Below are 13,132 nucleotides of genomic sequence, written 5' to 3'. Positions count from 1 at the left end.
ATCCTAAGAGAAAATTATTTTGACCAGCGAAGGAGGTTCGCGCCCCAGGCGAAACCGCCTGCAAATGCCTCAAGCAGGATCAGCTGCCCTTTTTCAAGGCGACCGGAAACATACAAATCATTCAGCGCCATAGGCACACTGGCAGAAGATGTATTACCGTGTTTTTCAACCGTCAGTGCCACACGATTCAGATCCATCTTCAGTTTCTTCGCCGTCGCCTGAATAATGCGAATGTTGGCCTGATGCGGAACCAGCCAGTCAATATCGGAATCTTTCAGTTCGTGTTTCGCCAGAATCTCATTCACCACGCTGCCGAGCTTAGTCACTGCTACACGAAAGACTTCGTTGCCTTTCATCTCAACTGCCGCAGCACCAGCAGAATCAATCCTGAAATCGACAGGCTCATGATGCATCTCAGGGGTCATCGGAGCGTGGGGGTGATGCGCCTTTAACAGGTCGCGATAGGAGCCGTCAGCATGCAGCACCGAGCCGATCAAACCATTAGCATCATCAGACTCACCCGCTTCAAGCACTACCGCACCAGCACCATCACCGAATAGGATACATGTGCCACGATCGGTCCAGTCTACAATGCGGGACATTGACTCAGCACCAATCAGCAACACACGCTTGAACATACCACCGCGCATCATACCTTCGGCCTGGGCCAATCCGTAAACGAAACCTGAGCATACCGCCTGAATATCCCATGCCGGAAAATCCTTGCCACCCAGCTTGGACTGCACCACGGTCGCCGTAGAAGGAAAAATAAGGTCAGGTGTAGTAGTCGCAACAATCAGCGCATCAATCTCATCAATGGTGATGCCTGCATCAGCCAGCGCGATTTTAGCTGCCTCGACTGCAAGGTCCGAGGTCATCTGGTCTTCTGCGATAATATGGCGCTGGCGAATGCCAGTACGCTCGGCGATCCACTCGTCCGTGGTATCCACCATTTTTTCAAGATCGGCATTGGTCATGATACGTTCAGGCAGATAACCGCCGATGCCGGTAATATGAACAGAAGGATTACTCATGCCTCAACCATCTCCTGTACGGACTGGGTAATACGATCGGTAAGATTTGCATCAACCTCTTTACATGCCACAGCAATCGCACTGACAAAGGCCTCAGCATCAGCGCCACCATGGCTCTTCACCACAATTCCGTTAAGGCCAAGCAATGGTGCACCGTTGTACTTGCCCGGATTCACTCGATCCTTGAAACGGTTCAGGGCACTTCGCGCCAGCAGTGCGCCGGCCTTGGACACCAGAGAGCTGGTCAGCTCCTTTCTCATGCTACTGGCCAGAAAACGGGCTGTGCCTTCCATAGTCTTCAGTGCCACATTGCCCACAAAGCCGTCGCAGACCACCACATCGACATCGTTGCCGAACAGGTCAGTGCCTTCGACATTGCCGATATAGTTGAGATCAGTCTCAGCAAGCTTGGTTGAGGTCAGCTTAATGACATCGGTCCCCTTGATATCTTCACTGCCGATATTGAGCAGTCCAACACGCGGAGCACTCAAACCTTCGGTCGCCTGCATGTAACAGGAACCCATGATTGCGAACTGGATAAGGTGGTCGGAGGTGCATTCAGAGTTGGCACCGGCATCAAGCATCAGCGTACAGCCGTCATTCACGGCAGGGATCATCGAAGCAATTGCCGGACGGTCAATACCTGGAAGTGTTTTAAGAACAACCTTGGAGATCGCCATCAGAGCACCGGTATTACCGGCGGATACCAGCGCATCCCAAGAGCCGTCGCGCACCAAGCGTGCACCAACATGAATCGAGGAATCCTTTTTGCGACGCAGGGCATGCGATGGTGAATCGCACATCTCAATCACATCAGTCGCTGCAACCAGGGATATCCGGTTCTCTATGCCGCGCTCGCGCAAAAGAGGAGATAGCACCTCCTCCTGTCCAACAACGCCAAACGCCAGTGAAGCAGAAAACTGCGCTGCGAATTTTGGAGACAAAACCATCTCCAACGCATCGAGCACCATGGTGGGTGCAGAGTCACCACCATGACCGTCAACCAGAATACGAATATCCCGATCACCTTCACTGGTCGTGTGATCAGGTTCAGGCAAAGGAACTACTTGGTCTGCTGATAGCTGACAAAAGAGTCTATTAGTCTTCGCTGGAGGTCTTTACTTCGCGGCCTTTGTAAGTGCCGCAGTGAGGGCATGCATGGTGTGGACGAGTCATTTCGCCGCACTCAGGACATACACTCATGCCAGCGGGAACGATAAAGTCGTGTGCACGACGCATATTACGCTTGGACGTACTTGTTTTTCTCTTTGGAACTGCCATATCTTACTCTCCTTTCACCAGTGGTGAAAAATTAACCATCAAGCTTTAAATTGCGAAGTGCGGCAAACGGGTGATCACTATCATCCTGCTCACACTTGCAGACACCTGTGTTGAGATTGTTTCCACAACCCTGACACAAGCCTTTGCAGGTTTCACTGCATATCACATCGGCCTTCCATGCCAGCCAGATATCCTCACGCAGCACATCCACCAGGTTAACCTCGCCGGGCGCTGCGATATACTCACAGCCACTATCACCCTCTTCATTAACCGGTTCCGGACCAAGCTGAAACTGACGCTCAGTCTGGCCGATTACCTGCCAATTGAACGCCGCATTACAACGGGAACACTGGCGCGGCATCTCTGCCCGCCACTGACCAGTCAGGTGAAACAGATCACCCTGGCGCTCAAGCAACAGGCTCCAGTACACATCTCCGCACAAACCGGCTACCACATCAACCACGCCGAAGTCGCTGTCCTGCAACAACTTTTTCGGCACCTCGACGTCCCAGGCCCTGCCTGCCGCCGGAAGATTCTGCAATGTCACGAACCATTGTCGCTGCATGCTTACCTCCAGACGATTTAAAGCAGGCGCGCATTATCAATAATGGCGGTAGCCGGTCAAGCACCACTATTCACAAACATTTGAACTCTTGCCTCGTTTTTTCATGGCCACACGTTACAGATCAGCCAGCCACCCCACTTCCCACAGGCCCCTTCCTGCAAAGTAACACTCCTGCGATTTTTTTATTCATTATTTCATGTATTGCTAATATTATAATACCATATATTATGTCGTCGGAATTAAAATCCTCGCCTTCAGCAAAAGGAGCAAACACATGCAGAATTGGAAATTCACGAACATCAGCACGTCAGTCAAGGTGCTATTCACCAGCTACATGATCGTTATCGGTATCGGCTATATGATGGCATTCACTCAGATTCTGTTCACCCACGGCATGGCCGATGGAAAAATTGGCCTGTCGGTAGATGACATCGTCTACAGCTACTATGGCAATCGCAACGGCTCTCTGATTGAAAACAAACTCAATGGCTCCATGAAGGAAAATGCCTCCGATGAGGAGCGATTCAAGATCATTAAGTGGGCTCGCGAAGGTGCGGATGAGGAAACATTCAACAACAGCATCAAACCTATCTTCGAAAACACTTGCAGCGCCTGTCATAATGCAGAGATGGGACTACCCGAATTCAATACCTATGAAAGTGTAAAACATATTTCGGAAACCGACAACGGGGCAAGCTTTGCATCGCTGACTCGCGTATCCCATATTCACCTCTTCGGTATCGCCTTCATCTTCATGTTTGTCGGCCTGATCTTTTCATTTACAACCGGAATTCCTACCTGGCTAAAAGCATCCGCAATTGCCATGCCTTATGTTTCACAGGTACTTGATATTGCCTCATGGTGGCTTACTAAGTTTGATCCGGCCTTTGCCTGGCTGGTCATGATCGGTGGCGCAGGCATGGCCATCGCATTCGCTTTCATGTGGGTCGTTTCAATGTATGAGATGTGGATCAAGAAGGCCTGATTTATATAGAATTACTGAGAATCCACCACTATAAGGCCGGCTTTACAGCCGGCCTTATTTCATTGCTCTACATATATTATAAGTACAGCTCCTTACTCAGGACGCTTAAACTGTGACACATCTCATAGGAAGATAGTAAAAAACAGGAAGAGTACCCGACATGATGGACATCTCACCAACCATGAAGGATCAGATCACCCCGGAAAGAGCCGCACCTCTTCTACCCCCTTCCACCAGCAAACGCCGCTGGATAAAACGCGTGCTACTTACCGTACTATTCCTGTTTGCTGGCTGGAATCTCTGGGTATTCTCTCAGCTACTTGATTGGCGAAGTCAAAACCCAGAGACAAGTGCATTCATGCAGCAAACACTGAAGACCCAACAAGCAAAGAACCCGAAGGCATCTCTTAATCATCGACCTGTTGCTTACAACCGTATCTCCCCTTACCTCAAACGCGCGGTAATCGCCGCTGAAGACGCCGCCTTTGTAGACCACAGTGGGTTCGACTGGGAGGGCATCCAGCTTGCGCTGGAGAAAAACATTGAGAAAGGACGTTTTGCCGCTGGTGGATCGACGATTTCACAGCAACTTGCCAAGAACCTGTTTCTCTCCAGTGAACGCTCCCTGCTCCGCAAAGCTGAAGAGACGATTATCACGGTAATGTTAGAGGCCACCCTCTCCAAACATCGTATTCTTGAGCTCTATCTTAATTATGCCGAATGGGGCAATGGCATCTATGGTGCCGAAGCGGCCGCCCGTCATCACTACGGCGTTCCCGCTTCAATGTTATCCCCATGGCAGGCTGCACGCCTTGCCGCGATACTACCCAACCCGCGTTACTATGATGGACGCCGTACCGACTGGATGTACGAGAAAACGGAACTCATCCTCGAGCGCATGCCAAAGGTCCGCATCCCCAGCTGAAGCTGGTAGTAAGTGGTACTGTTTTGTTAATAGATCTTAACAGCACCCGGATTCGCCTTCTTCAGGGGACCCGTATTAATATAATTGAGATAGTTGGGTATTTGAGTGGCATCGGTCAACCCATTTGCAATAGCCCACCTCGCCTCATCTTCTAATGTGAGGAAAACAGTCTGATCCAGACTGAGTTGATAGTTGAATTCATCCCACAGGGCATCCACAAAGACCCTGTCCAGATTCAGGCGTTTGGATACAATACCCTTGGCTTCCTCCCTATTACTGTGGATGAATGCCTCAGCCTCTTCGATTGCACTCAGAAACCGGATGAACGCTTGCGGCGAGACTTCCAGAACATGCTTGTTGGCAACGAAGTAGAAGTCCTCACGATAGAGCTTGTCCGAGGTTTTCAGTGCGGATGCCTTGTCTCCAATAAGCCTTTTTGCGTTGATGGCGTGGGGTTCCCAAGTGCAAATTGCATCGACAAGACCCTCCTTCAGAGCAAGTGGCAATCCTGATGGTGCAATGTCTATGACCTCTACTGTTGATGGCTCCACTGCTGAGTCCAGCAGAACCAGTGAGAAGAAGTACTCGCCAGTCGAACCATTAGTCAGCCCTACCTTCTTTCCCTTAAGATCCAAGGTGCTGTTTATACCGCTATCACTATTTACGATGAGCTTCATATCCGAATAGGAGGTGACCATGGTTGCAACAATTGCAAAGCTATCTGTTTTGAAGCTGTTAAACATGATGGGGGTCTGGGCAACCGTGATTACATCCAGCCTCTCCCCTTTGAGCATTGCGGCCAGTGATGCTTTTCCAGAAGTGAATCCGCGAATTTCCAGGTTCAGATTGTTTTTCTGAAAGTACCCATTGTATTCAGCTATCCATACGGGTGCGGTGAGAAGACTAAGCTCCACCCCCAGGACAAGATTTAGTGCTTCAGGCTTCTGCTCTTTTTGCAGAAACGAAACCCACACTGTGGCTGCGACCGCTACTGCAGCCACTGTAATCACTAAAAGCGTACGTTTCTGTATCAATATCCCTCCAGCATTAGAAGGTGCCTATATTGACATTATAGAACAAAATTCAGGCAGATGCAGATTTAACAAAGAGATATCAGGCACAGCCCAAATAAACTGCGCAAAAACAATCAGAGCAGCTCTTCTACCATTTCGACCACACCGGATGCGGCGTGTTTATCGCCTAAAATGCGGCGAAGCTCGGAGAACGCCTCACGCTGTTTTTGGGCAGCAGGCTCATCGCGCAGAAGCGGCATAAGCTCGGCCATAATATTATCAACGGTACAATGTTCCTGAATCAGTTCGGGCATCACGAAACGATCACCGAGAATGATGTTGGCCAGACCCGCACAGCGAAGGCTGACAAGCTTTCTTGCCAGAAAGACCATTATTGGTGAACCTCGATAAACCAGCACCGTAGGCGTATTCCAGAGGCCAAGCTCCAGCGTAGCTGTTCCCGAAACGGCTACAGCCGCGTCAGCTCGCATCGCATACCCCTCAGCAGTGCGATCAACCTGTTTCGCCCCCAACTGCAAGAGAGGTTCAAGCACCTCCCTATCTACACCGGGTGCAACCGGGACCACACAGGTTACATGAGGGGTTTCATTGCGAATACGCTGCAGCAGCTCGGCCAGAATCGGAACATGGATTCTCAGCTCCTGTGGACGACTTCCCGGCAGCAGGGCAAGAAGCGGTTGCCCCTCCCCGACTTCGAGCTTTGCTTTAAGCTCTGCCATCGACCAGCCACCAGCACAACCCACCGCACTTGGATTACCAACATAGCGAACATCACCGACACCATGAGTCTCAAACCACTCCGGTTCAAATGGCAGGATACAGGCCAGCCTGTCCTGTGATTTTTTCAGTTTCCTGACTCGCCAGCCGCCCCACGCCCATAGCTTGGGAGCAATAAAATGGACGACAGGGATACCGAGTGCCCGAAGCTTGCGACCCAGTCGCATATGAAAACTGGAAAAGTCGACCAATATGGCGACATCGGGCTTCTGTTCCCTGCACCAATCCAGAACAGAGGTCTCTATCGCTTTGATTCTGGAAAGTGAGCGCAGCACATCACCCAATCCCATCACATTAAGCTCACTCATGTGACGCAGCGGCTTACACCCCTGAGCAATCATCTGGGGACCTGCTACGCCATGAATAGCTACATCTGGAAAGCGGGCTTTAAGGGCCTTAACAACGGTCGCAGCATGCAGGTCACCCGATGTTTCACCAGCACTGATAAAGCATTGGGTCACAAGATCACACTCGAAGCGAGGTGTGGAGGATCAATCTTCTGAGTATCCATAGACGGAGATACCATACTGTCTGGCCAACTCGAAAAAGCGCAGCCGCTCAATCATCAGGGTTTTTCCTGCCTCAACCGCCAGCAGATTACAGCCTGAGGCTTTCATGGTTTCCAGGGTATCCGGACCAACAGCAGGCACATCAAAGCGCAGGTCCTGGTTCGGCTTGGCCACCTTGATGACAGCCGCCTCACCACTGCCTAGAGATCCTCCACGCTTAATCGCTTCATCGGTTCCTTCAATCGCCTCAACCGCCAGTACGGCCTGCTTCTGCACCACAATCGTCTGACCGATATCCAATCCCGCAACACCCTTGGCCTGCGTGAATCCAAACTCGATATCTGACATCCGTTTCTTCGCTACCGGTCCAGCCAGATGACCAACCCCGGCCAGCATCTGACCTGCATACTGGGTCTGATCAATCAGGGTTAGTCCGCCTTCATGCAGAAGATCGGCAATTGTATTAAGGATGGAGTCATCACGCTTGTCTTTAAGGCGCATCAACCCCTTCATCGCGGTAAGGTCAGGTCGGAAATTGCGAAACAGGTGTAGCTTGCGAACCTTACCCGCCATCACCACCTGCGTTACACCGGCACGCTTGAATGCCTTGATCATGCCGCCAATCTGGCCGACATGAAGCCAGCAGGTTGAAGCAGTCAGTTTTTCTATTTCAGGAAAGGTTTCCTCGCGTGCAGCAACGGTGTGTACTTCATACCCGGCCTGGCTCAGCGCCTGGGCAAGCTCCAGTGGAAAGTGACCGTATCCGGCGATCAGACCGATCTTCTTCATCGTTTTAAAACAGGGCGCTTATTCAGAATCGCGGCCGTGGGTCATCAGCCCACGTTTGGCTGTGCGCACAAAGTCGATAATCTCGCGTGCCACATCATCGCCATCTTCAAGCAGCAACTCAGCCTCTGCCAGTCGCTCATCTCGCTTACCACCCTCCTGAAGGAGAATACGATAAACCTCTTTCAGACGGCTGACCTGCGTCGCATTAAAACCCTTTCGCTTAAGACCAACAATATTCAGGCCGGAAAGGCTTGCACGGTAGCCACCAGCCAGCAGGCAGTAGGGAGCGACATCCTTGGTCACACCGCTCATCCCACCGATCATAGCCAGCTTACCAATACGGACAAACTGCTGAATCGCGGAAAGCCCGCCAATGATCGCCTGATCGTCCACTTCAACATGACCTGCCAGTGTGGCGCAGTTGGCCAGTACTATGTTATTACCGAGAATGCAGTCGTGAGCCACATGAGTGTAAGCCATCAGCATGTTATTGCTGCCGATACGGGTGACCATGCCACCACCTTCAGTGCCAGCATTGATGGTCACATTTTCACGAATCTGATTGTTGTCACCAATGATGACCTCAGAAGGCTCACCGTGGAATTTCAAGTCCTGAGGAATCTGGCCAATGGATGAGAATGAGAACACACGATTACCCGATCCCATTGTGGTGTTTCCAGTGACGACAGCATGGCTTATCAACTCGCAGTGATCTCCGAGCTTAACGTTCGGGCCAACTATCGAATAAGGTCCGATGCTAACCCCTTCTCCCAGCTCCGCTCCGGCATCAACGATCGCGGTAGGATGAATCACGGGGCTCATGCGTTATCTTGCGGCACCAGTGTTGCCGTAAGATCGCCTTCGCACACGAGTTTTCCGTCAACAAAGGCCTCACCATGCAGCTTCCACAGAAAACCACGGCGCCTCAGGCAGGTCAGTTCAAAAATCACCTGATCGCCAGGGCGCACTGGTTTGCGGAATTTCACACCGTCGATACCGGTGAAGTAGACCAGATACTCGCGATCATCCTCAACGGACTGAAAAGCAAGCATGCCACCAGCCTGCGCCATCGCTTCAACGAGGAGTACGCCCGGCATGACCGGATGATTTGGGAAGTGACCGGTGAATTGGGGCTCATTGATCGTCACATTTTTCAGGGCGCGAATACTCTTCTCTTTCTCGAAATCAAGAATACGATCGATAAGCAGGAATGGGTACCGATGCGGCAGATGCTGCATGATTTCTTCAATATTTAATTCCGGCATTTCACTCTCCAAAATATAACTTACTGCTCCCTCTACGGGGGGGCTTATTTCTGCTGCGCCTTCCAAATCTTAGGAAGCTTGATCATCAGGGCTGAAGCCTTTAACCATAAACGATGCGGAATAGCTGGCGTACCTGCATAGACACCGCCCGCCTCAAGATCCCCAATCACACCACTTTGTCCGGCCAGCTTACAGCCATCACCGATTTCCAGGTGACCGGCAGAGCCACTCTGACCACCAAACTGACACCCTTTACCAACCTTTGTGGAGCCAGAAATTCCAACCTGACTAGCCATGACGGTATAGGCGCCTACGTGAACGTTATGGGCAATCTGGACCATATTATCAAGCTTCACCCCACGCTCTATCACAGTGTCACCTATAGCTCCGCGATCAACCGTGGCGTTGGCACCGATTTCAACATCATCCCCAAGAATAACCCGTCCTACCTGAGGGATTTTCAGGAACTGGTCTCCAGCCCATGCGTAACCAAAACCATCGGCCCCGATAATTGCGCCTGGCTGCAGAATAACCTTGTTCCCGAGGATACAGTTATGTGCAACGACACTGTTGGCATTAAGGGTGCAGGCAGACCCGATCTCTGTATTGTCACCAACCACACAACCGGCAGCGATGATGGTTCCTGCCCCGATACTCACACCTGCCCCGATAACAGCATTGGGACCTACATCCACGTCGGCAGCAAGTTGCGATGTTGCATCAATTACTGCGGAAGCATGGCGCTGCCCCGTGGCTTTTGCCCGAGGATGAAAAAAACGCTGCAACTTGGCAAAAGCAAGATACGGATCCTTTACAAGAATAACACCCAGGTTCTCTGGAGCATCCTGATCGGAGGATAAAAGTACGGCAGCGGCGGCTGTAGAATCAAGTTCACCCTTGTAGCGTTTGTTCGACAAGAATGAAGCTTCATCGGCAGAGGCATCCGAAAGCGTATTTACACCGGTGATCAGATGATCAGGCATCTCTTTGATCGGGCCACTGAGCACACCACCAACAATCGTGGCTGCATCAGAGAGGCTAATCGATTTCAAAATAGCCTCTTACTTTTCCGCATCCAGAAGCTTGGTGATATCAGCAGTAATATCGTGCTTTGGATCAACATAGAGGAACATCGGCCTTGGCATAATCATGTCGTAAGCGCCTTTCTTTCCATAACTCTTCACAACCTTCTCGAACTTTGCACCGATATTCATTTGGATACGGTTCTGCTCTGTAGAGAGTGCTTCCTGAGCATCCTGCTGCTTACGCTGAAACTCTGTACGCATAAGCTTAAGCTCCTGCTGCTTCTGCGCCAATCGATCCGGCGACATAGCCATCGACTGCCCCAGAAGGTCCTTCTCCTGCTGACTAATCTTGCCGCCCAGTGTCTGCAGTTCCTTCACCTTCTGGTCCTGCATAGCCTTCAAACTCTTCATGCCGCGCTGATAATCAGTCGTGTTTTCCATAGCACTTTTCACGTCGACATAACCCAGCTTCAAGCCTTCAGCCTGTGCCGTGGAAACACCAAAAATAAATACGGCTCCCATCGATACCAGCAATGACCGCACATTTACCTTTTTACACATTGAAAACTCCTTAATTATCATCCTCATATTCAACTAGAAAGATCCACCTAACACAAACTCAAAGCTTTTTTTAATATCACCTGCTCTTTTACGAACAGGAAAACCCCAGACCATACCTATCGGGCCAACCGGTGACATCCATTCAAAACCAAACCCTGCCGAAGAACGAACCCGTGATAAAGAAAATGGTTCTGTAACATTCACAGTGGCAGCTCCAACTGTTGCAGAAACAGAACCCCAAACAGTTCCTGCGTCCACAAAAGCCACACCCCGAACTCCGGCTGTTGTGTCAACCAGAGGGAGTGGGAAAAACATATTCAACGATGCTACAACCTTCTTATCACCGCCAACGGCCTCACCTGTTACCGGGTCACGCAGTGATATTCCCAATGAATCAAAACCTCGTACGGTTCCCATGCCTCCCAATGAGTAACGGCGCTGTAGAGGAACCTCACTATTCGAGTAACCACTGATCATACCTGCTGTAAAATTAGGATTCAATGTCACACGGTTTTTATCACCAAAAGAGAAATATGCGCGACTTTCAAAGGATGCCTCATAAAACTTATCAAGACCACCAAGGCCAGCGACACCGACGGATAGCTGCTCCAAATGCCCTTCGGTTGGAGCCAACATCCTGTCCCTATTATCCCAGGTAAGTCTCTGGGTTACCATTCCGGTCGTCTGTTTTCCCTGCTGTGCCTGTACAAGCAGTGAGGTTACCAGAGTTGGATCTACAATAGTAAGATCGGTCTGAGTATACTGATAACTTATCCCGTACGACAGGTGATCCAGCAGTGGAACCCCTAGTCCGACACCTGTACCAAAACTGCTGGTTTTATAGGTAGTAGTAGTAAGAGGGTCCGTTGCAGTTTTATGGGCATTAATTGAGCCCGATATATTATCCCCAAACAGATAAGGATCAGTAAGGCTTGCTGTAATATTCTGAGTTATTTTTCCGTATGTACCATTCAGGTTTGCCTGATAACCCTTGCCAAACAGATTCTGCTCAGCCACCTTTGCAGTGAAAATCACCTTCTCCTGTTGCGAGTAACCAATACCACCAGAGATCGAGCCAGTTCTCTTCTCTTTCAGATCCACCTTCATATTCACCTTTCCTGTGGATTCCCCTTTTGGAAAAGAGACACGAACATCCTCAACTAAACTAGATCGTAACACCCCTTCTTTACTCTTCTGCACCTGTGAGCCTGAATATCTGGCTCCCTCGTGCTGCTTTAACAATCGGCGTACAACCACATCTTCAGTTTTTTCATTCCCGACAATTTCAACCCGCTCAACATATACCTCTTCACCTTTCTCAACATCGAAGATAATAGAGACCGTACTCTCATCAAGCTTGCGGTTCATTAAAGGGGTAACCGTCGCAAATGCATACCCTTCATCACCAACTCTGTCTGTCAGTGCTGCAATCGTCGCCAGCATATCCTCGTGGGAGTAGATCTCGCCAGCCTCGATCTGAAGCAACTCAAGAAGGGTCTCTTTATCAGGCATCAGATCGCCCTGAATATCCACGCTGGATGTCGCGTACTGCTTACCCTCATGGACATTAAAGGCTAGGTTGAAAGACTTCTTATCGGCACTCATATTGAGCTGTGTCGATTCAGTCCGAAAATCAAGATAACCGTTATTCAGGTAAAACTGTTGCAGTAACTGAGCATCGGCTCCAAAGCGTTTCTGGTCAAACACATCGCTATCACTGATCCAGCTACGAACACTTGATTCTCTGGAGGATATCTCACTTCTCAACCGGTTATCACTAAATACCTTATTGCCGACAAAACGGATCCGCTGAATATGGGTTACCTCCCCCTCATGAACTTTGATAAGCACATCGACGCGACCATCATCCCGTGGTGTCGCGATAAATTTTACATCTACCTGATAGAAACCATCTTTCAAATAACCTTTGCGAAGAGTATTAAGGTCCGACTCCTTGTTGAAGGGACTAAAAAGTCGGCCTGGCCTCAACTTCATACGAAGTTGCAAGTCTTTGGTCGTATGCTCTTCATTGCCCTCCATTGCCAGATTGGCAATCAATGGATATTCTTTTACATGACAAATCAGATGGATGCCCCTCTCTGTTCTGGTTCCACTAAAACTCACATCAGAGAAATATCCGGATTTATGAAGAGTCCGCACATCGCGGCTCAACTGCTTCCGATTCAGGCTTTGCCCCTTCCTGGTTTTCATCTTGGAGAGCACCATCTCCTTTTCCACAAAACGATTGCCCTGAACATCAATGGAGAGAATTGTTGCAACAGAGGAGAGACCATTGGCCTCATCAGCCAAAGCAAAACCCGTCACTGAAAAAACAGACAGCAGCAGCCCTAAACCCAACAATAATTGCCTTATGCCAAACAT

14 protein-coding genes are annotated in these 13,132 nt (G+C 50.1%); 2 read left to right on the top strand and 12 right to left on the bottom strand.

Annotation, left to right across the window (positions count from 1 at the left end; translation table 11 throughout):
* Nucleotides 1-14 precede the first annotated feature (14 nt).
* From Ga0123461_RS04275 to Ga0123461_RS04260, 4 genes are read right to left on the bottom strand one after another with little or no spacing between them, the layout of a single operon-like run.
* Nucleotides 15-1,034, bottom strand: a complete 1,020-nt coding sequence (locus Ga0123461_RS04275; RefSeq protein ID WP_100277193.1) for a beta-ketoacyl-ACP synthase III — start codon at nucleotides 1,032-1,034, stop codon at nucleotides 15-17.
* A complete protein-coding gene (gene plsX, locus Ga0123461_RS04270; protein WP_232710358.1) occupies nucleotides 1,031-2,092 on the bottom strand; it encodes a phosphate acyltransferase PlsX in 1,062 nt (353 codons plus the stop codon). Before plsX ends, Ga0123461_RS04275 begins: the two co-directional genes overlap by 4 nt.
* Nucleotides 2,093-2,132: 40 nt before the next feature.
* Nucleotides 2,133-2,315: a 50S ribosomal protein L32 gene (rpmF, locus tag Ga0123461_RS04265; RefSeq protein ID WP_100277192.1), complete on the bottom strand. Its 183-nt coding sequence runs from the start codon at nucleotides 2,313-2,315 to the stop codon at nucleotides 2,133-2,135.
* Nucleotides 2,316-2,346: 31 nt separating this feature from the next.
* Nucleotides 2,347-2,880 (bottom strand): YceD family protein, encoded by a 534-nt coding sequence (locus Ga0123461_RS04260; protein WP_100277191.1) that lies wholly within the window; start codon nucleotides 2,878-2,880, stop codon nucleotides 2,347-2,349.
* Between the two features lie 274 nt (nucleotides 2,881-3,154).
* On the opposite strand from Ga0123461_RS04260, the gene Ga0123461_RS04255 reads away from it, so the two are divergent.
* Both Ga0123461_RS04255 and mtgA read left to right on the top strand, forming a co-directional pair.
* A complete protein-coding gene (locus Ga0123461_RS04255) occupies nucleotides 3,155-3,865 on the top strand; it encodes an elongation factor-1 alpha (protein WP_100277190.1) in 711 nt (236 codons plus the stop codon).
* 160 nt (nucleotides 3,866-4,025) lie between these two features.
* Nucleotides 4,026-4,790, top strand: coding sequence for a monofunctional biosynthetic peptidoglycan transglycosylase (gene mtgA, locus Ga0123461_RS04250; protein WP_232710357.1), 765 nt, complete (start codon nucleotides 4,026-4,028; stop codon nucleotides 4,788-4,790).
* Nucleotides 4,791-4,816: 26 nt separating this feature from the next.
* Here mtgA and Ga0123461_RS04245 read toward each other — a convergent pair whose 3' ends face one another.
* The 8 genes from Ga0123461_RS04245 to bamA form a co-directional block, all read right to left on the bottom strand.
* Entirely contained in the window at nucleotides 4,817-5,824 is a 1,008-nt protein-coding gene (locus tag Ga0123461_RS04245) for an ABC transporter substrate-binding protein (RefSeq protein WP_157819218.1), read from the bottom strand.
* Nucleotides 5,825-5,937: 113 nt separating this feature from the next.
* Complete coding sequence (gene lpxB / locus Ga0123461_RS04240; RefSeq protein WP_100277188.1) at nucleotides 5,938-7,062, bottom strand: lipid-A-disaccharide synthase; 1,125 nt, start codon at nucleotides 7,060-7,062, stop codon at nucleotides 5,938-5,940.
* A gap of 30 nt (nucleotides 7,063-7,092) precedes the next feature.
* Nucleotides 7,093-7,899: an LpxI family protein gene (locus tag Ga0123461_RS04235; RefSeq protein ID WP_100277187.1), complete on the bottom strand. Its 807-nt coding sequence runs from the start codon at nucleotides 7,897-7,899 to the stop codon at nucleotides 7,093-7,095.
* An 18-nt stretch (nucleotides 7,900-7,917) separates the two neighbouring features.
* A complete protein-coding gene (gene lpxA, locus Ga0123461_RS04230) occupies nucleotides 7,918-8,721 on the bottom strand; it encodes an acyl-ACP--UDP-N-acetylglucosamine O-acyltransferase (RefSeq protein WP_100277186.1) in 804 nt (267 codons plus the stop codon).
* Nucleotides 8,718-9,164, bottom strand: coding sequence for a 3-hydroxyacyl-ACP dehydratase FabZ (gene fabZ / locus Ga0123461_RS04225; RefSeq protein WP_100277185.1), 447 nt, complete (start codon nucleotides 9,162-9,164; stop codon nucleotides 8,718-8,720). The genes lpxA and fabZ overlap by 4 nt, the downstream gene beginning before the upstream one ends.
* 44 nt (nucleotides 9,165-9,208) lie before the next feature.
* Entirely contained in the window at nucleotides 9,209-10,216 is a 1,008-nt protein-coding gene (gene lpxD / locus Ga0123461_RS04220) for a UDP-3-O-(3-hydroxymyristoyl)glucosamine N-acyltransferase (RefSeq protein WP_100277184.1), read from the bottom strand.
* A 9-nt stretch (nucleotides 10,217-10,225) separates the two neighbouring features.
* The gene (locus tag Ga0123461_RS04215) at nucleotides 10,226-10,750 is read right to left on the bottom strand and encodes an OmpH/Skp family outer membrane protein (RefSeq protein ID WP_100277183.1); all 525 of its coding nucleotides are present in this window, start codon (nucleotides 10,748-10,750) and stop codon (nucleotides 10,226-10,228) included.
* 33 nt (nucleotides 10,751-10,783) lie between these two features.
* Nucleotides 10,784-13,132: an outer membrane protein assembly factor BamA gene (gene bamA / locus Ga0123461_RS04210; protein ID WP_100277182.1), complete on the bottom strand. Its 2,349-nt coding sequence runs from the start codon at nucleotides 13,130-13,132 to the stop codon at nucleotides 10,784-10,786.

The organism is Mariprofundus aestuarium (assembly GCF_002795805.1).
Lineage (GTDB): Bacteria > Pseudomonadota > Zetaproteobacteria > Mariprofundales > Mariprofundaceae > Mariprofundus > Mariprofundus aestuarium.
The sequence above is the reverse complement of the archived record's forward strand: the minus strand, read 5'-3'. Positions and strand labels throughout refer to the sequence as shown.